General features: G+C 53.9%; 20 protein-coding genes and 2 pseudogenes. 9 read left to right on the forward strand and 13 right to left on the reverse strand.

Features of this window, described 5'->3' with window-relative positions:
* Positions 1-104: pseudogene (locus ACQ4M4_RS09630) on the forward strand (IS5/IS1182 family transposase); the annotation flags it as partial.
* 8 nt (positions 105-112) lie between these two features.
* Here ACQ4M4_RS09630 and ACQ4M4_RS09635 read toward each other — a convergent pair.
* The 7 genes and pseudogenes from ACQ4M4_RS09635 to bioF all read right to left on the reverse strand — a co-directional run bounded on the left by ACQ4M4_RS09635 (position 113) and on the right by bioF (position 6,378).
* Positions 113-304 carry a hypothetical protein gene (locus ACQ4M4_RS09635; protein WP_430684279.1) on the reverse strand — a complete coding sequence of 64 codons (192 nt, stop codon included), beginning with the start codon at positions 302-304 and terminating at the stop codon, positions 113-115.
* A 53-nt stretch (positions 305-357) separates the two neighbouring features.
* Positions 358-1,533 carry a biotin synthase BioB gene (gene bioB, locus ACQ4M4_RS09640; RefSeq protein WP_430684280.1) on the reverse strand — a complete coding sequence of 392 codons (1,176 nt, stop codon included), beginning with the start codon at positions 1,531-1,533 and terminating at the stop codon, positions 358-360.
* A 104-nt stretch (positions 1,534-1,637) separates the two neighbouring features.
* Positions 1,638-2,924: pseudogene (bioA, locus tag ACQ4M4_RS09645) on the reverse strand (adenosylmethionine--8-amino-7-oxononanoate transaminase); the annotation flags it as partial.
* Positions 2,925-3,010: 86 nt separating this feature from the next.
* Positions 3,011-3,646 carry a dethiobiotin synthase gene (gene bioD, locus ACQ4M4_RS09650; RefSeq protein ID WP_430684281.1) on the reverse strand — a complete coding sequence of 212 codons (636 nt, stop codon included), beginning with the start codon at positions 3,644-3,646 and terminating at the stop codon, positions 3,011-3,013.
* 30 nt (positions 3,647-3,676) lie between these two features.
* The gene (locus ACQ4M4_RS09655; RefSeq protein WP_430684282.1) at positions 3,677-4,492 is read right to left on the reverse strand and encodes a methyltransferase; all 816 of its coding nucleotides are present in this window, start codon (positions 4,490-4,492) and stop codon (positions 3,677-3,679) included.
* A gap of 22 nt (positions 4,493-4,514) precedes the next feature.
* Positions 4,515-5,204, reverse strand: a complete 690-nt coding sequence (locus tag ACQ4M4_RS09660; RefSeq protein WP_430684283.1) for a hypothetical protein — start codon at positions 5,202-5,204, stop codon at positions 4,515-4,517.
* Entirely contained in the window at positions 5,188-6,378 is a 1,191-nt protein-coding gene (gene bioF / locus ACQ4M4_RS09665) for an 8-amino-7-oxononanoate synthase (RefSeq protein ID WP_430684284.1), read from the reverse strand. Before bioF ends, ACQ4M4_RS09660 begins: the two co-directional genes overlap by 17 nt.
* A gap of 188 nt (positions 6,379-6,566) precedes the next feature.
* On the opposite strand from bioF, the gene ACQ4M4_RS09670 reads away from it, so the two are divergent.
* Complete coding sequence (locus tag ACQ4M4_RS09670; RefSeq protein ID WP_430684285.1) at positions 6,567-7,133, forward strand: Uma2 family endonuclease; 567 nt, start codon at positions 6,567-6,569, stop codon at positions 7,131-7,133.
* A gap of 28 nt (positions 7,134-7,161) precedes the next feature.
* On the opposite strand, the gene ACQ4M4_RS09675 is transcribed toward ACQ4M4_RS09670, so the two are convergent.
* From ACQ4M4_RS09675 to ACQ4M4_RS09695, 5 genes are all read right to left on the reverse strand, one after another.
* Positions 7,162-8,904, reverse strand: a complete 1,743-nt coding sequence (locus ACQ4M4_RS09675) for an NAD+ synthase (RefSeq protein ID WP_430684286.1) — start codon at positions 8,902-8,904, stop codon at positions 7,162-7,164.
* 44 nt (positions 8,905-8,948) lie between these two features.
* A complete protein-coding gene (locus tag ACQ4M4_RS09680; RefSeq protein ID WP_430684287.1) occupies positions 8,949-9,992 on the reverse strand; it encodes an HNH endonuclease in 1,044 nt (347 codons plus the stop codon).
* 38 nt (positions 9,993-10,030) lie between these two features.
* The gene (locus ACQ4M4_RS09685) at positions 10,031-10,768 is read right to left on the reverse strand and encodes an NUDIX hydrolase (protein ID WP_430684288.1); all 738 of its coding nucleotides are present in this window, start codon (positions 10,766-10,768) and stop codon (positions 10,031-10,033) included.
* Positions 10,723-11,325, reverse strand: coding sequence for a nicotinate-nucleotide adenylyltransferase (locus ACQ4M4_RS09690; RefSeq protein ID WP_430684289.1), 603 nt, complete (start codon positions 11,323-11,325; stop codon positions 10,723-10,725). The genes ACQ4M4_RS09685 and ACQ4M4_RS09690 overlap by 46 nt, the downstream gene beginning before the upstream one ends.
* 94 nt (positions 11,326-11,419) lie before the next feature.
* Positions 11,420-12,865 carry a nicotinate phosphoribosyltransferase gene (locus ACQ4M4_RS09695; RefSeq protein ID WP_430684290.1) on the reverse strand — a complete coding sequence of 482 codons (1,446 nt, stop codon included), beginning with the start codon at positions 12,863-12,865 and terminating at the stop codon, positions 11,420-11,422.
* Between the two features lie 492 nt (positions 12,866-13,357).
* On the opposite strand from ACQ4M4_RS09695, the gene ACQ4M4_RS09700 reads away from it, so the two are divergent.
* The 7 genes from ACQ4M4_RS09700 (at position 13,358) to ACQ4M4_RS09730 (ending at position 20,627) form a co-directional block, all read left to right on the forward strand.
* Positions 13,358-13,948 carry a MarC family protein gene (locus ACQ4M4_RS09700; RefSeq protein ID WP_430684291.1) on the forward strand — a complete coding sequence of 197 codons (591 nt, stop codon included), beginning with the start codon at positions 13,358-13,360 and terminating at the stop codon, positions 13,946-13,948.
* 320 nt (positions 13,949-14,268) lie between these two features.
* Entirely contained in the window at positions 14,269-15,624 is a 1,356-nt protein-coding gene (locus ACQ4M4_RS09705; RefSeq protein WP_430684292.1) for an aminopeptidase P family protein, read from the forward strand.
* A 301-nt stretch (positions 15,625-15,925) separates the two neighbouring features.
* Entirely contained in the window at positions 15,926-16,504 is a 579-nt protein-coding gene (gene coaD / locus ACQ4M4_RS09710; RefSeq protein WP_430684293.1) for a pantetheine-phosphate adenylyltransferase, read from the forward strand.
* The gene (locus tag ACQ4M4_RS09715) at positions 16,387-17,118 is read left to right on the forward strand and encodes a hypothetical protein (RefSeq protein WP_430684294.1); all 732 of its coding nucleotides are present in this window, start codon (positions 16,387-16,389) and stop codon (positions 17,116-17,118) included. Before coaD ends, ACQ4M4_RS09715 begins: the two co-directional genes overlap by 118 nt.
* A gap of 375 nt (positions 17,119-17,493) precedes the next feature.
* Positions 17,494-18,981 (forward strand): DUF2157 domain-containing protein, encoded by a 1,488-nt coding sequence (locus tag ACQ4M4_RS09720; RefSeq protein WP_430684295.1) that lies wholly within the window; start codon positions 17,494-17,496, stop codon positions 18,979-18,981.
* The gene (locus ACQ4M4_RS09725; protein ID WP_430684296.1) at positions 18,971-19,723 is read left to right on the forward strand and encodes a GDYXXLXY domain-containing protein; all 753 of its coding nucleotides are present in this window, start codon (positions 18,971-18,973) and stop codon (positions 19,721-19,723) included. The genes ACQ4M4_RS09720 and ACQ4M4_RS09725 overlap by 11 nt, the downstream gene beginning before the upstream one ends.
* 256 nt (positions 19,724-19,979) lie before the next feature.
* The gene (locus ACQ4M4_RS09730) at positions 19,980-20,627 is read left to right on the forward strand and encodes a helix-turn-helix transcriptional regulator (RefSeq protein WP_430684297.1); all 648 of its coding nucleotides are present in this window, start codon (positions 19,980-19,982) and stop codon (positions 20,625-20,627) included.
* Positions 20,628-21,054: 427 nt separating this feature from the next.
* On the opposite strand, the gene ACQ4M4_RS09735 is transcribed toward ACQ4M4_RS09730, so the two are convergent.
* A complete protein-coding gene (locus ACQ4M4_RS09735) occupies positions 21,055-22,743 on the reverse strand; it encodes a glycoside hydrolase family 3 N-terminal domain-containing protein (RefSeq protein WP_430684298.1) in 1,689 nt (562 codons plus the stop codon).
* Between the last annotated feature and the right edge of the window lie 162 nt (positions 22,744-22,905).

Here is a 22,905-nt window from a genome sequence, read left to right on the forward strand (position 1 = left end):
GGTTCAGGCGGTTGAGCAAGGATTATGAGGTGTATTCAGAGGTCAGTGAAGCGATGATTTATGGCTCCTTACTGCGGCTGATGCTTCGAAGATTAGGAGCTTAAGATTTCATTCATAAATCAGCTCTTAATGAACCACAGCCCATATCTAAAAGACGGTGTTCGGGTAAAAGACCGTTTTCTTTTAAGAAATCAAATTGAAGTTGCCCTAACTCTTCCCACAAACCACCGATAAATTGTCTATGTTTTCCAGCTTTAATCTCCTCTGGAGTGAGCTGTCGCCAGTATTGGTTTACGTTCTGCATGTGACCTCATCCATCGAAAGTTGAAAAATTTGGTGCTGGTGATGCAGCGATGGTTAGGCAGAAGTGGGAATGCCCAAGTCAGCAAGGAGTTGGCGATCGCTCTCCACATCAGGGTTTCCGGTGGTAAGCAGCTTTTCGCCATAGAAGATAGAGTTGGCTCCGGCCATAAAGCACAGAGCCTGGGCTTCGCGGCTGAGTTGGGTGCGTCCGGCACTGAGGCGAACGCGGGCAGTGGGCATGAGGATGCGGGCCGTGGCGCACATACGTACCAGATCAAACGGATCAATCGGGGTTTGCTCTTCCAGGGGGGTGCCTTCTACAGCCACCAATGCATTGATGGGCACACTCTCGGGATGGGGATTCATGTTGGCCAGAATTTCCAATAACCGAGCGCGATCGCGCCAGGTTTCGCCCATGCCAATAATGCCGCCGCAGCAGACGGTAATGCCTACCTGTCGCACATGCTCCAACGTTTGCAGGCGATCGCTATAGGTGCGGGTGGTAATGATGCGATCGTAAAACTCGGGACTGGTATCCAGGTTGTGGTTGTAGGCGGTGAGTCCGGCGTTGGCCAAGCGCTGCGCCTGGTGAGCGGTCAACATTCCGGCGGTGACGCAGGCTTCCATGCCCATTTCCCGCACACCCTCCACCATCGACAGCATGGCGTCAAAGGCGGCTCCATCTCGAATTTCGCGCCAGGCCCAACCCATGCAAAAGCGGCTGGCTCCCATCTCTTTGGCCTGCTTCGCCTGGGCCAGCACCGAATCCACCCTAGAGAATTCTGGATCAACCGACGTGTCGTAATGGGCCGACTGAGGGCAGTAGGCGCAGTTTTCGGCACAGCCACCCGTCTTCACACTCATCAGTGTGGCCAACTGCACATTCCCATTCGGATTGGCCTGCCGATGCACCGTTTGCGCCTCATACACCAGATCCAACAGCGGACGGTGCAGCAATTCCAAAATGGCCTCGGTCGTCCAGGTGGGTGCCGAACTGGCCGAAGTGATGGGTTGAGCCGGAGTGGGATGCAGTGAGGTCACGGGTTTAATGAGAATTAACGATGTGGACGGGTGATGGGTTCCATTTTGGATTTTAGATTGGCGATTTTGAATTGCGGCAGGCTGAACAGATGGCGCTTCGGCAATGGGCGATCGCGGTGAATCCCAAAATGGACGTGGATGGGCAATGCGAATCTGGGTGCATTCCCCTTTATGTAGCCCTCTCCCCAAATCCCTCTCCCAAGGTTGGGAGAGGGACTTTGAACCTTGCTCCCCTTCTCCCAAGGCTGGGAGAAGGGGTTGGGGGATGAGGGCCAAACCTTGGGGATGCAACTTCAAATCATAGCTTTCAATATGGTCTGAATACCGCTGTAGACGAGAGACAGTTCCTCATCAGTGATGCAGTAGGGCGGCATGAGGTACAGCACATTGCCCAATGGCCGCAGCAACAGGCCGTGGGCGATCGCCTTTTCCCGAATGACACGCGACACTTGATTCAGGTATCCCGGCGCATCTGGGGTCACAATATCCAGGGCAGCGATGGTGCCCGTCACGCGGATGTTGGTGACGTTGGGCAAGTCTTGTAGCTCCGCGAGATGCTGCCAGTGTTTGGCTTCGAGTCCACGAAACTGGGGTTCGGCCTGTTGGGTGAGATCCAGAGAGGCGATCGCGGCAGCACACCCCAGCGGATTGGCGGTGTAGCTGTGGCCGTGGTAAAAGGTGTGCGTCGGGTCGTCACTATAGAACGCCTCATAGATGGCCTCGGTAGAGACCGTGAGGGACATCGGCAAAAAGCCACCTGTCAACCCCTTCGACAGGCAAATCAGGTCGGGCGTGATGTTGGCGCGTTGGCTGGCGAACCATTCTCCTGTGCGGCCAAAGCCCGTCATCACCTCATCGCAAATCAGCAGCGCACCCGCATCCCGCGCTAACTGCTGCACCTGTTGCAAGAATTCGGGCCGACACATGCGCATACCGCCTGCCCCCTGCACCAACGGTTCGATCAGCACCGCCGCAACGCGATCGCCCGTTTGGGTCAATACCCGCTTCAGTTCGGCCAGGGCGTGTTGCTCCTTCGCCTCAACCTCGGCATCATCTCGATGGGTTTCGGGGAACGGCACGTACTCCACCGCAAACAGCAGATCGGCAAACACGTCCGAAAAGAGCGATCGCGCTCCCACCGACATGGCCCCGACCGTATCACCGTGGTATGCGCCTTCAAACGCAACGAAGGTGGTGCGCTGTTGCCCCTGGTTGCGCCAATACTGGTACGCCATTTTGAGCGCCACTTCCACCGCTGTGGAGCCGTTATCGGAAAAGAAGACTCGCTGCAACTGACCGGGCAAATGCGGTACCAATCGTTCTGCCAACTGCTCTGCTGGCTCGTGAGTGAACCCAGCAAAAATGACGTGCTCCAGCGTTTTGGCCTGTTGGTAAATGGCCTCGGCAATTGCGGGATGAGCATGACCATGCAGGTTGACCCACCAGCTAGAGATGCAGTCCATGATGCGATCGCCCGATTCCAGCTCTAGCCATACGCCCTGAGCCGATTTCACTTTGAGCGGCGTGGGCGCAGTTTTGGCCTGGGTGAAGGGATACCAAATGTGTTGCATGGCATTTGACGTAAGTTGTTTAGAAAGAAGTCACAGGATTTGTCCTCCTGCCAATTCTGGGGAATCGGTTTGGAAGTCCCCCAGAATTGGGGGATTTAGGGGGCTTTGGGAAACAATCGCTCGAAGGCACTTCTGAGCGTAGCAGGATTAATGTCTTCCAACGGCTCCAGTTCGCCCAAAATTGGGATCTGGCCAAAGTGCGCGAACGCCCGCTTGTTCTCCTCATTCAACGGCCCGTTCATAATCACACCCAGAATGGGGATGTTGGCCTGCTGCAACTGCCGGATGGATAGCAGCGTGTGGTTGATGGTTCCTAGCTGAGTCCGCGACACTAAGCACACGGGTAGCTGAAACTTTTGGATCAAATCAATGATCAAGTCTTTGTCGTTGAGGGGAACCAGCAAGCCACCCGCACCCTCGACGATGAGGGGCGATCGCGCAGCATGCGGCAACTCAAAATCCGATAGATGAATCTCCACGCCATCCAATCGGGCAGAGAGGTGGGGCGACAAGGGCTCTGTAAGGCGGAAGCGCTCCGGTAGGAAATGAGACTCGTCTAGCTGCGTCACGCTGCGCACGTACTCGGTATCGGTTATGGGCTCCAGACCGGACTGCACAGGCTTCCAGTAAGTTCCGTTTAACCCAATCGTAAGCATGGCCGACACGACAGTTTTACCCACATTTGTGTCGGTTCCGGTGACAAAGAATTGATCTGGAAATTGAAATGACATGATAGTCGAATGAATCAGAATAACAAGAATTTAATGCTTTTGAATGACTAGAAATGCCACATGGTACTGAACCGAAATCTGGCTGGATGTTTGACGGTTCCAGTAACGAATAAGTTGACGCATCTGGGCTGTGGTGAGCTGCTGTTGCGATCGCTGCAACCCTGCCCCAATTTGCTTCAAGCTGTTAAAGAAGGCGATCGCGCCCTCGTATTCTGCGGTAAATGTTTGCTCATAGATTTGGCAACATGTTTGATTACTGGTGAGAGATTGAGCAAGCCTTTCTGCATTAGGCAAAGCATTGGCAGTATAGGGAAGTCCTAACGCCTCACAGACTGTTTGCCACTCTCCAAAACTTTGATCGGTGGGGAAAGAAACCAGCAACACGCCACCGGGTTGTAAGGCATGAATGAGCCGATGTAAACTCTCGACTGGACGCTCAAACCATTGCACAACAAATCCGCTCACGATCGCTGCATACGTTTCTTCTCCAGTTACCGATTCGCCATCCAATTGACAAAACGTGAGAGCATCTGAGCGTGTGGATGGAATGGTGAGCGATCGCTGGCAACATTCCAACATCTCCAAAGAAAGATCCGTAATTTCCAACGGATGATGGGGAAACTGTTCTACCAATGTCTGGGTGACAAATCCAGTGCCGCAGCCAATTTCCAGAATCTCACCCATAGGAAGATCTGAGGCGTATTGTTGCAGCAAATAGCTGAACGTTTGGGCTGCTGCGGACTGTACGATCGCATATCCGCTGTATGTGTCAGTTGCCTGACCAAAGCGATCAGCAACATGATCTTTATAGGAAGATTCAGTAATAGCAATCGTTGAAATACACATGCAGCGAAAATGTACAGTGGGATTAATTTAGAATGAGCGATCGCATTTTGCTAAACGTATTCCAACAGTCCTCAAGATGGCTGAATGGAAGTGCGTGCCCTGCTTCCTCATGTTCGACAAAATGAGTCAATTGATTACATTGCTTGAATAACTCTTGGCCTTGAGAGATGGGCACGATCGCATCCTTCACGCCATGTAGGATCATAATCTGAGGAATGAGCGCAAATGGATCTAAATTCAAATGGTTTGTATTCATGTGCATCAAATCTTGCAGAAGCAACTCATGATCGCTACGATTCATCTGCTGATTCTCAACATGAGGGCTGCCGCAGTTTGTGTGAAAGGTGTTGAGTACCGTTTCGGGATCTTCTTGATAGCGTTGGATCATTTGGTTTAGCACCCGCTGCGATCGCCGCTGTTCCCGTTCTGCCGATGGATGAAACTCTTGAAAGCTGCTGAAAATCACTAACCACGTAGCCCGCTGCAACACTTCAGCCGGACACAAATGCAGCCCATAAGAGTGTGCGAGAACAATCAGCGGCTGTTCGCTTCTTAAGTCATCTACACTCGGCGTGTAAGCTTGGCCAAAATAGCCGCGATCGAAGGCAGAAAAGCTCATGTTTTCCGCTTCAAACCGTCCTTTCCAGCCCGCCCAGCAGCTCGCATCAAATCCCCAGCCGTGGTACGCCACAACCCTAGCTTGCTCTACCATGCCACTCCTCAATTGCCTGCATTAATGCCTGAAGCTGCTCGCCCGTGTGCTGGCTCGACAGGGCAAACCGCAACCGTGCTGTACCGCGCGGCACTGTTGGTGGTCGAATCGCAGAGGCCAGCAGTCCCTGTGTTTCTAGCCAGTGGGACAAGTGCAGCGCTTGCGCCTCGTCGCCTACCACCAGCGGCACAATTTGCGAGCTGGAGCCGCGCGTATCGTAGCCAAGCTGCCGAATGTGCTGACGCAACTGCTCCGCCTGAAAATGCAACCGCTGCCGTTCCGCATCCAAGCTGGGCACCAGTTCCAGAGCGGCAGAAATCGCCCCAATGACTCCCGGCGGCAGTGCCGTGGTGTAAATAAAACCGGGACAGCAGTTCACCAGGTAATCGCGTACGGCTCGTGAACAGGCCACAAACGCGCCAAACGCCCCAAACGCTTTGCCAAAAGTGCCAATTACCAAGTCCACACCGGGCTGATGGGCCGCCAAGCCCACGCCATTTTTGCCCAGCACGCCCAGCGCATGGGCATCGTCCAGGTACAAAATGGCGTTGTAGGTTTGGGTCAACTGCACCAATGCGGAGACATCGCTGCGATCGCCATCCATGCTAAACACGGTTTCCGAGGCAATCAGCATCCGGCTATAGCCTTGCCCAGCAGCCTTGTCTAGCAACCGTTCCAAATGCTCCAAATCGTTGTGCTGGTAGCGCATGAGCCGTGCTCCGCTGGCCAACATGCCCTGCACCATACTGTTATGCACCAGGCGATCGCACAGCACCACCGACGACGCATCCAACAGTGCAGGCAAAATCGTCGCATTGGCCTGAAATCCCGAGTTAAACAGCAGGGCCGCTTCCTGTCCACAGGCCGCTGCCAGCCGTTCTTCTAGCTCTTGGTGAATTGGCAGCGTTCCCGTGATGAGCCGCGAGGCCGACGCGCTGGTGCCGTAGCGCATCGTCATTTCCTGAGCCGCCGCAATCACCCTGGGATGCTTCGACAAGCCCAAATAATCATTGGAACTGAAGTTGACGAGAGGGCGATCGCCTCGCCAGCCCCGCACCGCATCTTCTGGCGCAAAGGGCACCGCTGCCCGCAGCAAATGATCACGCCGCCGCTGCGCCAGCGCTTCTTCCACAAACCCAAACTTATTGGTTTTTACCTGCTCAACCTTTGCCACAGCCAACTCAAGGGCAAGGCACCAAACCCAGCCCAGTGCATCACTATAGCAAACGCCGACATCCCAAATATGCGGGAACCGAAAGATCTTAGAGCTGAGCTTTCAAGAAATCTAAATGGGATTCGCTAATCGGTAGTCAGGCCAGTTCCCGCCTCGCATAATAGGAGGTGTAGCAATCCAGCACCGCTATGGTTCAAACACCATCTAAACCCATCTCTCTGGAAGAATTCCTAAAGCTGCCAGAAACGAAGCCAGCCAGCGAATTTATTGATGGAAAAGTGATTCAGAAACCCATGCCTCAGGGACAGCACAGCCGGATTCAGCAGAAACTTACCGCTCGTATCAACGCTGTGACCGAAGACGAGCACATTGCTCTGGCTCTCCCTGAACTGCGCTGTACCTTTGGTGGGCGTTCCATCATTCCGGATATTGCCGTCTTCACCTGGGATCGCATTCCTTCCAACCCAGACGGCACGATCGCCAATCAGTTCAACGCCCAACCCGACTGGACGATCGAAATTCTCAGCCCCGATCAATCCGTCATGCGAGTGACCAGCAACATCCTGCATTGCCTCAGCCACGGCTCCCAGATGGGGTGGCTGATCGACCCCAACGAGAAACTCGTGCTGGTCTATGCGTCTAACCAACAGCCCAGCTTTTTTGAGGAATTGGGCGATCGCCTCCCCGTTCCCGAATTTGCCGCCACCCTTGCCCTGACCCTGGAACAACTGTTTGGCTGGCTGCAAGTTCGCTAATGCCAGATCCGGCTGGGCAGCCGCTAAACTAAACCCGGACAGTGGGCAACCAACGGCTGGCAATGGGCACACGCCACCCGGTACCAAAGGCGCGATCGGTAATTTTGAGGCCAGGAGGAGCCTGCTTGCGCTTGAACTCGGCTCGCGTAACCAGCCGCACCACCTTTTCCACCGTGGCCGCATCATGGCCCGCTGCGATGATATCTGCTAAGGATTCGTGGCGCTCCACAAACCGCTCCAAAATGTCATCCAAAATCTCGTAAGCGGGCAGCGAATCCTGATCCACCTGCCCCGGTTTTAACTCGGCGCTGGGCGGTTTGGAGATGACATGGGGCGGAATCACGGGCGTGGCCACAGCCCGAAGACAAAATGCATCAGGTAGAGCGAAGTTTGGAAACTGCATCGCTTCGTTGAGCCAGCGGCAGAGCGAGTAGACGCGGGTTTTGGGTACATCGGCGATCGCCCCCAATCCGCCGTTCATGTCGCCATACAGCGTGCAGTAGCCCACCGCCATTTCGGACTTGTTGCCCGTGGTAATGAGCAAATGGCCAAATTTGTTGGAAATGGCCATCAGCAACGTGCCGCGAATGCGCGACTGCAAGTTCTCCTCGGCAATGCCAAACTCCGTTCCGGCAAAGATGGGAGCCAGTCCCTGATCAAACCCCTCCATCATCGGCTGGATTGGGACGGTGTGGGTGCGAATGCCCAGATTCTTAGCCAGATCCAGCGCATCGGTAATGGAGTGATCGCTGCTGTAGGGCGAGGGCATAAGCACGCCCAGCACGTTTTCTGCGCCAATGGCTGCCGCCGCGATCGCCGCCACCAGAGTTGAGTCAATGCCCCCGCTCAAACCCAGCACCACCGTGCTGAAGCCGCACTTGCGCACATAGTCGCGCACGCCCATCACCAGCGCACACCAAATCTCTTCGTCATCCTGGGTAATGGCGGGGGCGATCGCCCCCGGCTTCACATCCCCTAACTCCTTGTCAAACTCCACCACCGTCAGATCCGACTCAAATTCCCTGGCGCGAAACACCACGTTCCCCTGGCGATTCAGCCCAAAGCTACTGCCGTCAAAGAGCAGATCATCATTGCCGCCCACTTGATTGGCGTAGAGAATGGGCACCTGGCAATTGGCCGCACTGTGGCGCAGCATCGCCTCGCGCACGGCCTGTTTGCCCACGCTGTAGGGCGAGGCCGACAGGTTCACAATTACGTCTACGCCTTGCGCAGCTAGGTCAATCAGCGGGTTGGTGGGATAGGTGCGCTTGCCCCAAAAAGCTTCGTCATTCCACAGGTCTTCGCAAATGGTGACGCCAACTTTGAGCCCAGTAGTGCGATCGCCCAGGTAGAACCAGTTGGTTTCAGTTCCGGGCTCAAAGTAGCGGTCTTCGTCGAATACATCGTAGGTAGGCAACAGCCGCTTGTGAAAATACTGCTGAATCTGCCCGTGTTGCAACAACGCTGTGGAGTTGAACAACGGCTTGCCTCCGGCAATGGCCGCGTTTTCGTTGGGCACAACGGTGCCAACCAATACAGCCAACTGGAGCGGCAAGTCGCGGGCCAACTGCTCCAACGTTCCGGCCATTGCTTCTAGAAAACTTGGCTGCATTAACAAATCACGCGGCGGATACCCACACAGCGACAACTCCGTAGTAAGCAACAAGGCGGCATCTTGGGCGATCGCCTGCTGCGCCGCATCCAAAATTTGCCGCGCATTACCAGCTAGGTCACCAATTGTCGGATTCAGTTGGGCGATCGCAATTTTCATAAAGTTATGAAGTTAGAACTACAAAAAATCAGACGTAACTGCAATTAAATCCTCAAATTCGTGCTGTCTTTATTACTTTTCCCAATATTGCATTTCCAACAGAGAGTTTGAAGATTTTCCATATCATTAGAGCCACCTAAAGAACGAGGAAGAATATGATCAACGTGTAGCGTAATTCCATCTTTCGCAGAGCGACCACAGCTCATACATGTCCATTTATCACGCGCTAAAACAGACCACCACAATCCAGGTCGAACAAAGGTGTAGCTATCTAATTCAGGCAAATCAAAACTTATTAACTCTGTTGAAACTTTTTCTGATTGAGCCAAATAGGGAGAACTGTCATTAAAGTACCAGCTTAGATACTGTTTCAACATTTTGGACAGCTTTGGTCTACGGCCTACTTCTATATCAAGGCTTGCATCAAGTAATGGATATAGACAAATGAACGCAAGCTGCAACTCTTGCAAACCGTAATTCAAATCAGTTGGAAAATAGAAATGAGGCGAATACAGATTTATATAAGAATCACTCTGTAAGTGCAAATACTTTGGGCTAAATGATTGCTTAAAGCTAAGCATGTCAAACCGAAACCCATGTGTGATGCAGTGCAGCTCAAAAACACGATTTAGCAACAGCCAGTTACGATCAATGAAATACCGAAAGTTCTCAAAGAACCTCTGGTTTACAGCTGCATCTAATCCGCCGCAGAGATGAAGAATAGTATAAATACGTCCATTCGGTTCTATTCTAAAATTTAGAGATGCTCGATGTATTGAGTAGAATTCTCCGTTAGGTTTCTTGATTTTAAGTTTTTTGCCGTAGTTTCTTCTACCACCTAAGCCAACACAAACGCATTCAAAGTATTTGTAGCTCTTAGCTTCCTTCCGATGGCTTGGTGTGTATTGAAAACTCATTCTTTCATAAGGATTGACATCATAGATTTGCTGAATTAGTTCTACAGTGTTTACTAGAAGCTTTTCTAGCCTAGGAAAGAAATAATGCTGAAGCGTATCAAGCCGTGTTTTCAGGTCTGGTATCTTGAAAACTTCTAAATCTTTTCGATCGAACTCAATGTCATCTGACATAAGTATTTGGATTTCCTCAAGAGCCAATATCTTCTTGTCTAAATAAAGACCAGTGGTTTATCTTTGAGTGGGGCGAAGGCTTCGGCATCGAAGCGGTAGAGAGCAGCGGGCCGGCCTGCACCACGGGATACTTTTACACCCGTATCGGCTAAGAAGCCGAGCTTGAGTAAGCGCGATCGAAAGTTGGAATAATCCGAGAAATTTTCGCCTAAAACAGTGGTGTAGAGCTGATACAAATCGCCCAAGGTAAATAGCTCGGGCAACACATCAAAAGCGATCGGGCTATATTCCAACTTATTGCGCAAACGGCGATAGCCGTATTGCAAAATCTCGTGATGATCGAAGGCTAATTCGGGCAATTGGCTCATGGGAAACCAGGCAATGCCACTCACGCCATCGGCAATGAGTTCCGCATCGGCAAAGCGCAATAGGGCAAAGTAGCTAACAGAAAGATAGCGATCGCCATAGCTCATTTTTGCTTCTCGGGGATCACGATTTGGCCCACCAAAGGTATAGAGCTGTTCGAGGTACAAATTGTTGGCGCGAATCTTTTCCGACAGAACTCGATAGGCCGCATCCTCTAGCGATTCACCCTCGCGCACCAACGTGCCCGGCAGCGACCAATAGCCCAAATACGGCTCTTTGTCACGCATGACCAATAGCACCATCAGCCGATTGAGGTCGGTATCAACGGAAAAGATCACGTTGTCCACTCCAACCTTAAAATCGGCTAGTGCCCGCTGGGCATCAAGCTTTTTGGCGCGTCGTCCTGGCATTCGTACAAGTGTTGATGATGAATATAGGCTTGAACCGGGGGCGTAATCAGATCGGGATCTTTGTCGCCACGATAGGCACTAGAAGAAACAGGCAACCCTGTAAAGTCGGCGATCGCCACGGTTGCCCCAAGCTCCCGCAGTTCGCCCAAGTCCGCATCATCGAGGACGTAGCCTGGGCGAGGAACAACCAAAAGCTTAACCTGTTGCAGTAACTCTTCAACGCAATACCAACGCGGCAGTTGTGCCACCAGGTCGGAACCAATGATATAAGTCAGCTCGGCATCGGGCCAGCGATCGCGCGCCCGTTCCACGGTGATGAGGGCTCTAGGGCTGCTCAACTCAGGATGCAGTTGGATCGTTTGCCGAGGTGGATCGATCTCATCAATCAAGAGCTGCAACATGTTCGTCCGATGCTGCAACGGCGTCTGATGCGACTTAAACGGATTGTCGGAAGCCCAAACAGCTACTTGATCGTAGTGATAAGACAGCCACACCAAAATTTGCTGGTGAGCCAGAGTGGGAGGGTCGGCGCTAGTTCCAAAAAGAGCGATGTGCATGGGAGAGAGGGGTTAGGAGTTAGGGGCTAGGGGTTAGGCGAGAGAGTCGAGAATCGGAATACAACCAAAATCTAAAACCCAAAATCCAGAATCATTAGGGGGTTTTGTGGATGCGGTGGAGGGTTTGGTCGGTGAGGGTTTGGAGAGCAGTAGAGATGGTGGGGAAGTAGGTGGGGGGGTTGGCGATCGCGCGTAAATTGGCAGGCAGTTGGTGAACGTTGGCGGCGGTGCGTTGGGCGATCGCGTCTAGCGATTCTGGGGGAGTGAGGAGTTGGCCATCTTGCATGATGAGTTCAAGCAAGGGCGTGGCATTGGCTGGATCTTCGGTCATGAGGCCAAGGCGATCGCCCTCAAAGGTGCCATCAGGAGCAAAGGATCGGAAGATTTGCTTGCGGCCTGGGTAGGTGGATTTACCGCTGGAGGCTTTCATGGTGGGAATGCCGTCAATTTCTACGAGCTTGTACACACCGTTAACGGGTGCCCCAGTGACCAGCTTGGTGCCAAAACCGTAGCCGTCGATGCAGGCTCCTGCGTCAATCAAGGCTTTCACTTTCGCTTCGTTCAGGTCGCCGCTGACGATGATGGGCACACCAGGGAGGAGCGATCGCACCTCTTTAGACAACTCAACCAAATCGCCGGAATCCAGACGAACCCCATCTAGCTCCAGTTCTCCAGCCTGAATCCGCTGGGCCAGCGATCGCGCGGCAGCCACCGAATCGAAGGTATCAATCAGCAAGGGAGCCTTGGGGAAATAGCGATGAAATGAGGTGAATGCCTGCTGTTCGCTACCTTCTAGGGCACTCAGAGCCATGACCAGCGCGTGGGCCATGGTGCCGCTGGGCTTGCGTCCCAGCTTCATAGCGGCCAACACATTGGAGGTGGCATCTAAGCCTCCGGCGATCGCCGCCCGGGCCGCCCACATCGAGCCTTGCGGGCTAAAGGCGCGACGAGTCCCAAATTCTAGTAATGCGGCTTTGGGGCCGGTCAAATCGCGCAGCCGTGCAGCGCGAGTGGCAATCAGGGTTTGATAGTTCAGCGCGTTCAGTGCATAGGTTTCGATAATTTGCGCCTGCCACAGCGGAGCTTCAATTCGCAGCAGTGGCTCATTGGGAAACACCACAGTTCCTTCAGGCACCGCCCATACATCTCCCGTAAAGCGAGCCTCGGCCAGCAAAGACCAAAACGCATCCGGAGCATGGTCAAAAATTCCAGATGCCTTCAAACTAGAGATTTGCGCCGCTCCAAAGGAAAAGTGCTGCAGATAATCCACCACTTGCGCTAGGCCCATCGCCACCAAATAGCCGTAGCCATCGGGCGTGTTGCGACAAAACACCTCAAAGCTGGCGCGCCGTTGCTCTAAACCTTCACCGACGTAGCAAGCCGCCATAGTGAGCTGATACAGGTCGGTGAGCAGTCCATACTCGCTGGTATCTAAAATGAGTGGCTGATCTGTCATAGGTAAGCGATCGCATTTCAGCAAGAGGTTGGCTTTAGTCGGAACAGTACAACCAAATCGGCGGGCAATATGTGCAATTGGCATCAAACGCTCAACCGACCATGGAGACAACCGACTGCTCTAATAATAGTAAAAATAACCAAAAATAGATCGCAAAGACTCAATAAAGTTTTGGCATTCGTTGGGCAAATTCCATGCCGCACCTTTCAAAACAATGGTGGAATACGGATGAAATCCAGTTCGCGGCCAGCATTCACCTGCCGGATTATGTTGAATATAACTAAAAACTCGAGATTCTTGTGGCGCACTCCACAGCCCAACTGGAGCGATCGCGTCTCATCCAACAGCAGCAGGACAAGCCAAGATTCACAATGGTAGGGTGAGAGAGATTTGGCGAGCAGTCTACGGCTCAGCAAAATCCATCTCTTTTAGACAGGACTTACGCAGGTGAATGATTTTTTGAGCGCTAAGCGCTCAAAAAATCATTCACCCCCTTGGTTGTTCGGATGAAGTGCATAAGTCCTATTAGATTTAGATAGATAGGCGCACCGTGGCCCACAAGAAATAGGCAACGCCATGAATATTTCGGTGTTTGTACAAACGTTTGTTGCAGTGTTTGTGTTGGCCGATGCCCTGGGCAACGCACCCATTGTGGTTGGCTTAACCAAAGGCATGGAACCCGCCAAAATTAATCAAGTGGTCGATCGCGCCACGGTCGTAGCGACCTCGGTTCTGCTGGGGTTCGCATTCTTGGGCAATCCAATCCTCCACTATTTGCACATCAGCATGGGGGCGCTGCGAGTGGCAGGCGGCATCTTACTATTGTTAATCGCCATTGAAATGTTGCAGGGTGGGCTGGATGTGCCCATTGTGGAGCAGGAGCGCGATGTCGCGATTACGCCCTTGGCACTGCCACTGCTGGCTGGCCCCGGTACGCTGTCAACCGTCATGCTGATGATGTCGGACGCACCCGATGCTCACCTGAGTGTGGTTCTGGGCATTGTGGGGGCCATGGCTGTGACGTGGATTATTGTGCGGCAGGCCAGCCGCATTGAGCAGTGGATTGGGGCAGAAGGAGCCGTGATCGCCACGAAGCTGTTGGGCTTTTTGCTGGCGGCCCTTGCCGTGCAAATTGGGAGCGAAGGCGTGCGAGAGCTGTTTCTGTAGGCTGTTTTTGTACGCTGCGTGGGCTGCTTTTTGCAACCTGGCGCAGCATTCTCCAGTCTGAACCCATTGTCCCCATTTGTGAAAACCCAAATTAGTTTAGAGGCCAATAGAGCCCAATGCTAAAGCCCAATTACTGGAGCCCCTGGGCTAACGCCCAGACATTAGACGATAGCCCTTGCCCAATCTTGAGTTAGCGTTTGAACACAGGGCTTACTCAAACGGGTTTGACGTGTCGTATGCGACACCCAACACGCCAAATCTAGCTTGAGGGAACTGGTAGGCCCCAACCTGTGAGATGTATACGAGGGAAGAAACGGCCCATGAGAGAAGTGCTGCGGCAACGGCGACAAAAATTGGCAGAATACATGGCTGGGCCTGCGGTTTTGTGGGCGGGCAGCAGTCCGTCGCGCAACTTTCGGGCAAATGCGTATCCCTTTCGTGCCAGCAGCCACTTTCTTTACTTCGCGGGCCTCGCCATAGAACATGCAGCGATTCGCCTTGAAGATGGTCGTCTCACGCTATTCATGGATGACCCAACGCCTGCGGATATTCTGTGGCATGGGTTGATGCCCACTCGCCAACAGGTTGCAGTCGAGATTGGAGCTGATGATGCATTTCCCCTGGCTGCGTTGTCCGAAAAGGCAGGCGATGCTGCAACGGTGGGCCTTGTCAATGAGGCTGAGCGATCGCACCAATCCTCTATTCTCAATCGGGCGATCGCGCCTGCAAACCAACCTCAGGGCATCGACCTTCCGCTGGCTCAGGCAATTGTAGAGTTGCGGCTCTGCCATGACGAGTGGGCGCTGGCAGAACTGCGAGCCGCGATCGCCATCACCACCGAGGCTCACCAAGCGGGCATGGCTGCCACTCGCAAAGCCAACCACGAGTCCGATATCCGAGCGGCAATCGAACAGGTGATGCTGGCTCATAACGTGCCCCCAGCCTACAGCAGCATTGTCACCATTCATGGCGAAGTGCTGCACAACAGCCACTATCACCACGCCCTCCAGCGAGGCGACTTGCTCCTGGCCGATGCAGGAGCAGAGTCCTCCCGCAGTTGGGCCTCGGATGTAACGCGCACTTGGCCAATTTCAGGCAAATTCTCTTCCACCCAGCGCGATATCTATGAAGTCGTTCTAACAGCACACGATCGCTGCATTGCACTAGCTGGCCCCGGCGTCGAGTATCGGGATCTCCATCTGGCAGCAGCAGAGGCGATCGCTCAAGGTCTGGTTGGCCTCGGTATTTTGCGTGGCGATCCCAAAGAATTAGTAGACATGGATGCCCATGCACTGTTTTTTCCCCATGGAGTCGGGCACCTGCTGGGCCTGGATGTACACGACATGGAAGATTTGGGCGATCTTGCTGGCTATGAAACTGGCAGAACCCGGAGCGATCGCTTTGGACTGGGCTATTTGCGCCTCGATCGGCCGCTGCGTCCCGGCATGGTAGTCACCATCGAACCCGGCTTCTATCAGGTGCCTGCTCTATTAAACGATCCAGCACGGTGCCACACCTACCAAGACATCGTGGATTGGGATCGCCTCAGCCAATTTGCCGACGTGCGCGGCATTCGCATTGAAGATGACGTACTCATCACCGAAACAGGCTGCGAGGTGCTCACAGCCGCCATTCCCACCCATCCCGATAAGGTTCAACAGTGGGTGCAGCAATAAGGGTGCAGCAGTAACTAAACCAGCCAACCAGCTCGTTCAAAGCCCACGCTTGCGAATTGGCAATTGGCAAAAATTCATCAGCCCACCTGTTCGCAACACATCTCAACCAGAGGAGGAAGAAGTTGGCGGTATAATGGCCTGACTCCCCCAAAAAAACTGGGGTCAAGCGGTTGGAGAATCGCCTGTAAAACCGTCATTTATTCTCCCGTGAGTTCCTGACAAGTGTGAACCCTGCAACTAGGCTAGACGTGTTCGGTATAATCGCCTCTAAATCAACCCATTATTATTTGTTGCGAAGAGCGTGATTGCAGTTTATCCTGGCAGTTTCGATCCGATTACTCTGGGCCATTTGGACATTATTGAACGAGGATGCCGGCTGTTTGAGCAGGTCATCGTCGTCATCATGACCAACCCAGGCAAAACGCCATTATTTTCAGTGGAGCATCGCATACAACAAATTCGACAGTCCACCCAACATCTGTCTAACGTAGAAGTAGACCGATTTGATGGGTTGACGGTGACTTATGCCAGGATGAAGAGAGCACGAGTTCTATTGCGTGGGCTGCGCGTGTTGTCTGACTTTGAGAAAGAGCTGCAAATGGCCCATACCAACAGAACGCTGGCCGATGACGTTGAAACCTTTTTTTTGGCAACCTCAACCGAGTACAGCTTTTTAAGCAGTAGCCTGGTCAAAGAAATCGCCAAATTCGGTGGTCCTGTTGACCACTTTGTCCCCGAACACGTTGCTAAAGATATCCGCCAATGTTACGCCAAGACTCCCCCAATCGCATCACCGCAGACCGCAATGGAACCAACCCCAATGCTGGAGCAATCGCTGGCCAAGTCTCCAGTACCGAAGCTCCCAGGGTCGGTGGAGTAGACATTCAACGTGAACTGGAAAAGCTGGAGGAGATGATCCTCGACAGTCCACGCATCTTTAACCGGACGCTGATCAACGAAGATCAGCTGCTGGAGCAGTTGGAGTTGGTGCAAATTGGCTTACCCCTTGCCTTTGAAGAGGCAAAAAAGCTGCTGATTCATAAAGAAGAAATTTTGCAAGAGGCAGAGCAGTACGCGCAAGACATTATTGAGGCAGCAGAACGGCGGGCAGCGCAAATCTTAGATGAGATGGGCTTGATCCGCCAAGCCGAGGTGGAAATGAAGCAGATTCGCCAGCGGGTGCAGCGCGAGTGTGAAGAAGCACAAGATCAAACCATGATGGAGATTGATCGGATGCGGCGGCAGGCTCAGCAAGAGCTAGAAGAGATGCGGCGACGTGCCCTGGCGGAATGTGAAGACATTCAGGCGGGAGCCGATATCTATGCCGATCGCGTGCTGCGCGATTTGGAACAGCAGTTTAGCGAAATGCTGCGGGTGGTGCGCAATGGTCGCAAGCAGCTTCAGCCCGAACCACCTCCCAGCCAGTCGCGAGCGGCCAATCCAGCAAGTGGCATGCGATCGCTCCAGCCCCCCAAGCCACCCACCCAACCTTAACGGTCTGCAATTCAACAAGTCACCAGCGGTTAGAGCTAGGCTCTAACCGCTTTTTGCGGTCTCTGGTGAGGAATGCTTGGCGGCTGGAAACCTTTCTGAAGGCCAGCGAGTTGGTTTACCAGTTGAGGTTCTGTCATAAACCTATCTCTCTCTCGTTGGAGGGAGTAAGTTAGGGTATATCCACCAGGGTGATGTTGAATCCTGAGTCAACCTGTGGTAACTCTTCAATGCGATTGCAGGGCTCGATTGTAGGGTGTAACCGACCACCGGGCGATCGCTGGTTATTTCTAACTCTTACGAACTCTTATCGTTGCGACCACTCGTTACAAACGCATCCATTTCTCAAACTATTTATTCCATTTTTGGACGGTATCTATGGTTTCCGACCAATTTCGACGGCAGTTGCGCCAGGAGGCGCAGCAGTGGCAAGTCGATGGACTGATTAGCCCCGATCAGTATGCGCGGCTTGCCGAAAACTATCAGCTTGATTCGCTAGATGTTCAGTCACGCGATCGCTTCATTGTGATTTTGATTGGGCTGGGCAGTTTGCTCCTGGGCTTGGGGGTGATTACCTTTGTGGCGGCAAACTGGCAGGCCATTTCCCGCGAGTTCAAAATGATTCTGTTGATCTCGCTGTTCTTTGCCACGAGCATCATCGGCTATTGGCTTTGGCAAATGCCCAGCACGCTGTACGGTGGCCGACAGCGGTGGCAAAACCGATTGGGCCAGGGCTTGCTGCTGTTGGGTGGCCTATTGCTGGGGGCAAACTTGGCGCTGGGCGGGCAACTCTATCACCGCAGCGGTTCGCCCTACGAGCTGTGCCTGATGTGGGGTCTGGGCGTGCTAGCGATGGCGATGGCACTGGGTGCCGTGCCCCTGGGCGTGCTGGCGATCGCCCTAACGGGGCTGGGCTACTGGCTTGGCATTCAAGATCTGTCCTCGATTGGGATTTTGGGTGGGTTCAATGTGCTGATGCAGTACATGCCCATCCTATCGGGGGTACTGTTTACCCTGTTGGCCTATCGCTGTCGGTCACGGGTGATATTTGGCATGGGCCTGATTGCGCTGGTGTCGTCTCTGCTGATGGTGATTTATGACCTGGGACGCACGCACAACAATGCAGGTGGAATATGGGTGGCGATCGCCTTTACCCTGCCAATCGCGCTGCTGTGGAGCTACGACGATGGCTTGTGGTATCAACTGCTGCGTCGGCCTGTGCCGCTAGAGCGACCATTCCGTTCTGTTGCGCGAGCCTTGGTGTTGGTTTACGCGGGTTTGCTGTGCTACGGCATGTCGTTTCACTGGGCCTGGAGCGAGGGCTACGAAGGCATTCGCCCCTTTGGGACGCAAATGAGTTTGCTGTTCACCACGGGTTGGACATCGTTGTTGAATCCCAATTTGGTGTTTTATGGCGTGTTGGCTTTGGTGGGATGGTTTTGGCTGCTGCGTCCGGCGCACAAGCTGGGCCGCTGGGGCCTCACCGAACGCGATGTCATGATGGCCATGCTGATTGCGGTGCTAGCGGTGCTACCTATCTGGCACTGGATGGTCAACCCCATTCAGGCGATCGCCACCTTTGTGATGAATGTGGTGGTGTTTCTGCTAGCCAGTGGGTTGATTCGGCAGGGGCTGGCACGGGGCGATCGCGCCGCCTTTTGGGATGGCATTGCGCTGTTGGCCATCTCAATCTTGTCTCGCTTCTTTGAATACAACACCGGACTGTTGGTGAAGTCGCTAGCGTTTGTGCTGTGTGGGCTGGGGGTCATTGCCATTGGCCTATGGTTTGAACGTAATGTGCGCAATCTCAATACACCTGCGGCGATCGCGCCTGTTTCTTCGGAGGAAACGTCCTATGAATCCTGAATCTCGCGCTGTTCCCCTTTCGCAACCGGGACAACCCAACGTTGCTCCGGCGCGGCAGATGGAGCCTGTATCGGCTCCACCACGTCGGCCCCTACATCGCCGCTGGATGTTTTGGGCGGCGCTGCTGGGTCAGGCTGCGTTAATTCTCTTTGTGCCCGTACAGTCATCGCTGGTTCATGCTCAAGGGCGAACGGTGGTGCTGCAAACGATGCCCGTCGATCCCTATGATGTGTTTCGGGGATACTACGTCACGCTGGGCTACAACATTTCCACCCCAGAAATGCTCAAGGATGTGCCGGGTTGGAAGGAAGTGGAAGCCAGTTTGACAGAAGACCAGCAGCAGCGATCGCTGTTTGATGGCAATCGCGATCTGTACGTGGTGATGGAAGCTCCCACCGGAGCCGAAACCACGCCCCCCACTCCCTGGCGGCCCATTCGCGTCAGCCGCACTCTGCCCACCGGGTTAGCAGACAATCAGGTGGCGATTAAAGGTCGCTACCAAAACTGGCAAATTGTGTACGATCTGGAGCGCTACTACATGCCCGAAGAGCAGCGCGACGACATCAACAATCGCATTAACGAACTGGGATGGGCACCCATGCCGCCCATTAGCGATCCCAGCCAGCCCAATGCGCCAGCCGCCCCCCCCTCTCGGCCCTTTGTGGTGGAAGCCAAAGTGGGCAGCCAGGGTCAGTCTGTTCCGGTTGGCTTTTGGCTAAAGGATGCCTATTTTAAGTTCTGATTCACGCTGGACTTATGCAAGTCCACTAAATCTGGTGTGTTTATGTTGTGGGTGGGGTGCTTCGCACCCCACCCACAACATAAATGCGTAAGTCCTGTCACGTTCTCAGCGCCAGATGTTGAGGATTTTGGGCGATCGCCAGTCAGCCAGCGCCTAAAGGATTGGGATAGACTAAAGACCTGAGATGCTTCGTGTTAAAAGGAGCACAGCGGGGCATTCCCGCCTTTTGTGTCCTCTGCGATTCTATTAGTTTGCCATGTCCCATCGCGCCGATCTCCCAAAATCCGATTCTCCTAAAGATGCCATCCTGCATCTGCTCAAAATGGGTGGCGCACAAACGGCTGCGGATTTGGCAGAAGCGCTGTCGGTATCGCCCATGGCAGTGCGTCAGCATTTGCAGCGCCTCAAGCTCGAAGGATGGGTTCTCTACCGCGAGGAGCGCCGTTCTGCGGGTCGTCCGGTGAAGCTATGGCAACTGGCCGAGCAATCGATCAGCTGCTTTCCCGATAGCCACGCCGATTTAGCGGTGGAATTGCTGCGCGGCATGGAAGCCATCTTTGGCAAAGAAGGACTCGAAAAGATTATTGCCGAGCGCAAGCGTCGCCAAATTCAAATCTACGGGGAGCAGGTAGGGCAAACGGAAGGTTGGCAGCAGCAGGTCGAGGCGATCGCTCGGCTGCGCAGTCAAGAGGGCTACATGGCCGAGGTCGTTGCAGATACCTCGACCAGCGTGCTGCTTGTGGAAAACCATTGCCCCATTTGTGCCGCCGCGCAAACTTGCCAGGGGTTATGCTCGGCCGAGTTAGAGGTATTTCGGGCGGTCTTAGGGCCAGCGGTCACGGTAGAGCGGGTTGAGCATTTGCTACAGGGCGATCGCCGCTGCGCCTATCGCATCGGTTGTTAACGTGAATTCGGGATAAGCTGGAAAGCCCAGGTTTGCGTACGCATTGCGCACGCAAACCTGGGCTTTTTCAAAGGTCGTGCGAGCCGCGACCTTTGAAAAAGCCCTTACCCGAACTGACGTGTTGTTAAGCCATTTGTCACAAAATTGAGTGTGGGTAACGATATTTAAACAGATATCCTCAAAATGACTGAGTACAAATACTCTGGAAAGATAGGCGATCGCGTCGGATTCCGCATTCCCTCGGATCTGAATTCAGGGTGCAAACGCGAGGATAGACCCAACTTTGTGCAGTAGAACAAATCCTATGAATATCGAACCGATTGTTCTAATTTGCGTTGTTGTCCCCATGTGTTGCTTGGTGCTCTACAACCGAGTCATGCAGGGATAAGTAACCGTTTGCCTAGGAAGACTTCTTTGAGAGTCACCTCTAAAATCCAAATTCTGTGAGCTGGCGAGTTTGATCATGAGTCAATGCATCAAACAGAGTTTGAAGAGCGATCGCCTGAGCCTGTTCCATTTGCCCGTACATAAACACATAGGGAATCTCGGCAGGAAGCTGCGATCGCAACATGTCAAACGTATAGGGGCTGCCGTAAACCACCAAGGCTTGCAGGGTGTTGGCGGCAAGCAGCGTGTGTAGCCAATCTTCGGCTATGTGAATCAGCGAAGCATTGCTGCGAAATGGGTTGCCTCGAATGAACACTTGCAGCAACGTTGGGGCATCGCCCGTGGGCTGTAGCGCTCCATGACGATCGCACAGGTGCAGGCTATAGCCGTAGGTTTGCGGCAGCGCGATCGCTGGCGTGTGGTGGCCCAAATAACTCGCATTCAGCACATCATCAAGCACAATGACGTTGCGCGGGGTCGGGTCATCTCGCGTAACCTCTCTCAATGCAGAGGTTGCCGATGCAGCAACGGGGGTTGCTGCCGTGGGCACATGTAGGCGCATCGAATCGCACAAAATTGACTGTGCCAGGGCGATCGCTTCGGGTTGGGCCAAGGCTGTGGTCAGGTGCTTGGCATCTACCCCGGCTGGCGTAACGGTTTCCCACGCATGGCTGCTGTCGCCCACAATAGTTAATTGACAGACCTTGTGCTTAGCTCGCCAAATGCGCTCTACCGAGGCTTGAATGCGCTCCGGGGCAATGCGTCCAGATTCCACCGCATCGCAAATGGCGCGAATAGCACCCTGGGGATCGGCAGGCATGAGCAAAATATCGGCTCCGGCTTCCAATGCCAGCACCGGCGCTTCATTCGCTCCATACTGCTGGGCGATCGCCCCCATAATCAACGCATCCGTCACAATCAGGCCATCAAACCCCCATTCTTCCCGCAGGATTCCGGTTAGGGCGCGATCCGAAAGCGTTGCGGGGTAGTGCGGATCTAGCTCGGGTATGAGCAGGTGGGCCGTCATCACGCTATCGACTCCAGCCGCGATCGCCGCTTGAAATGGCGGAAACTCAACCGCATTGAGGCGATCGCGGGTATGGTTCAGCAGCGGCAGTTCCACATGCGAATCGGTACTGGTATCGCCATGTCCTGGAAAATGCTTGGCACAGGTGAGCACGGTCCGTCGCTGCGCCCCCCGGACAAACGCACTCGCCAACTCACCCACCTGCCATGCCGAATCGGCCCACGCTCGAACGTTAATTACCGGATTCAGCGGATTGTTGTTCACATCCACCACGGGAGCCAGCAACCAGTTCACACCCACCGCCAGGGACTCTTGCGCGATCGCTGCTCCCATCTCTACGGCATACTGTTGGGCATCCATTTGGGAAGATTGGGCGATCGCCCCAATGGCCATGGGCGGCGGAAACCAGGTTGCCCCTGCAAACCGCTGCCCCACTCCCTCCTCCACATCGGCAGCAACCAACAGCGGAACGGTGGCCCATTCTTGCATTTGCTGGGTCTTAAGCGCTAGCTCTGCCGCACTGCCCCCCAACACAATTACGCCGCCCACTCCCAGCTCTTGCACCCACTGTTGCAACGTGGCGATCGGTGGCTCCCAAGCTGGATAGCGAGTTTGCTGATCAAACAAATAGCCCGATGTTCGCACCACAATGAGCTGGGCGACCTGTTGGGCCAGGGTTAGCTGTTCGATTGAGGGCAGCATAGGGAAAAGAAGTGGCCGGGATGAGACGAAACGCGCAAATCAGAATAGTGGCAAGACGTGATAGCGGCAAGACGTGGGGCGATCGCCCATCGCAGGGATCGTTCAAGGAGTACAGGACTTCTCAGCCCCTCTCAAACCATCACCACCAATGAGCTAGATGAC

This window comes from Leptolyngbya sp. AN02str (assembly GCF_050565595.1).
Classification (GTDB): domain Bacteria; phylum Cyanobacteriota; class Cyanobacteriia; order Elainellales; family Elainellaceae; genus Kaiparowitsia.

Excerpts from the sequence above, each read along its gene's own strand:
- ACQ4M4_RS09635 (WP_430684279.1), bottom strand. The coding sequence starts at position 304 with ATGCAGAACGTAAACCAATACTGGCGACAGCTCACTCCAGAGGAGATT.
- bioD (WP_430684281.1), bottom strand. The coding sequence starts at position 3,646 with ATGTCATTTCAATTTCCAGATCAATTCTTTGTCACCGGAACCGACACA.
- ACQ4M4_RS09655 (WP_430684282.1), bottom strand. The coding sequence starts at position 4,492 with ATGTGTATTTCAACGATTGCTATTACTGAATCTTCCTATAAAGATCAT.
- ACQ4M4_RS09660 (WP_430684283.1), bottom strand. The coding sequence starts at position 5,204 with ATGGTAGAGCAAGCTAGGGTTGTGGCGTACCACGGCTGGGGATTTGAT.
- ACQ4M4_RS09670 (WP_430684285.1), top strand. The coding sequence starts at position 6,567 with ATGGTTCAAACACCATCTAAACCCATCTCTCTGGAAGAATTCCTAAAG.
- ACQ4M4_RS09675 (WP_430684286.1), bottom strand. The coding sequence starts at position 8,904 with ATGAAAATTGCGATCGCCCAACTGAATCCGACAATTGGTGACCTAGCT.
- ACQ4M4_RS09680 (WP_430684287.1), bottom strand. The coding sequence starts at position 9,992 with ATGTCAGATGACATTGAGTTCGATCGAAAAGATTTAGAAGTTTTCAAG.
- ACQ4M4_RS09685 (WP_430684288.1), bottom strand. The coding sequence starts at position 10,768 with ATGCCAGGACGACGCGCCAAAAAGCTTGATGCCCAGCGGGCACTAGCC.
- ACQ4M4_RS09690 (WP_430684289.1), bottom strand. The coding sequence starts at position 11,325 with ATGCACATCGCTCTTTTTGGAACTAGCGCCGACCCTCCCACTCTGGCT.
- ACQ4M4_RS09695 (WP_430684290.1), bottom strand. The coding sequence starts at position 12,865 with ATGCCAATTGCACATATTGCCCGCCGATTTGGTTGTACTGTTCCGACT.
- ACQ4M4_RS09700 (WP_430684291.1), top strand. The coding sequence starts at position 13,358 with ATGAATATTTCGGTGTTTGTACAAACGTTTGTTGCAGTGTTTGTGTTG.
- ACQ4M4_RS09705 (WP_430684292.1), top strand. The coding sequence starts at position 14,269 with ATGAGAGAAGTGCTGCGGCAACGGCGACAAAAATTGGCAGAATACATG.
- ACQ4M4_RS09715 (WP_430684294.1), top strand. The coding sequence starts at position 16,387 with ATGTTACGCCAAGACTCCCCCAATCGCATCACCGCAGACCGCAATGGA.
- ACQ4M4_RS09720 (WP_430684295.1), top strand. The coding sequence starts at position 17,494 with ATGGTTTCCGACCAATTTCGACGGCAGTTGCGCCAGGAGGCGCAGCAG.
- ACQ4M4_RS09725 (WP_430684296.1), top strand. The coding sequence starts at position 18,971 with ATGAATCCTGAATCTCGCGCTGTTCCCCTTTCGCAACCGGGACAACCC.
- ACQ4M4_RS09730 (WP_430684297.1), top strand. The coding sequence starts at position 19,980 with ATGTCCCATCGCGCCGATCTCCCAAAATCCGATTCTCCTAAAGATGCC.
- ACQ4M4_RS09735 (WP_430684298.1), bottom strand. The coding sequence starts at position 22,743 with ATGCTGCCCTCAATCGAACAGCTAACCCTGGCCCAACAGGTCGCCCAG.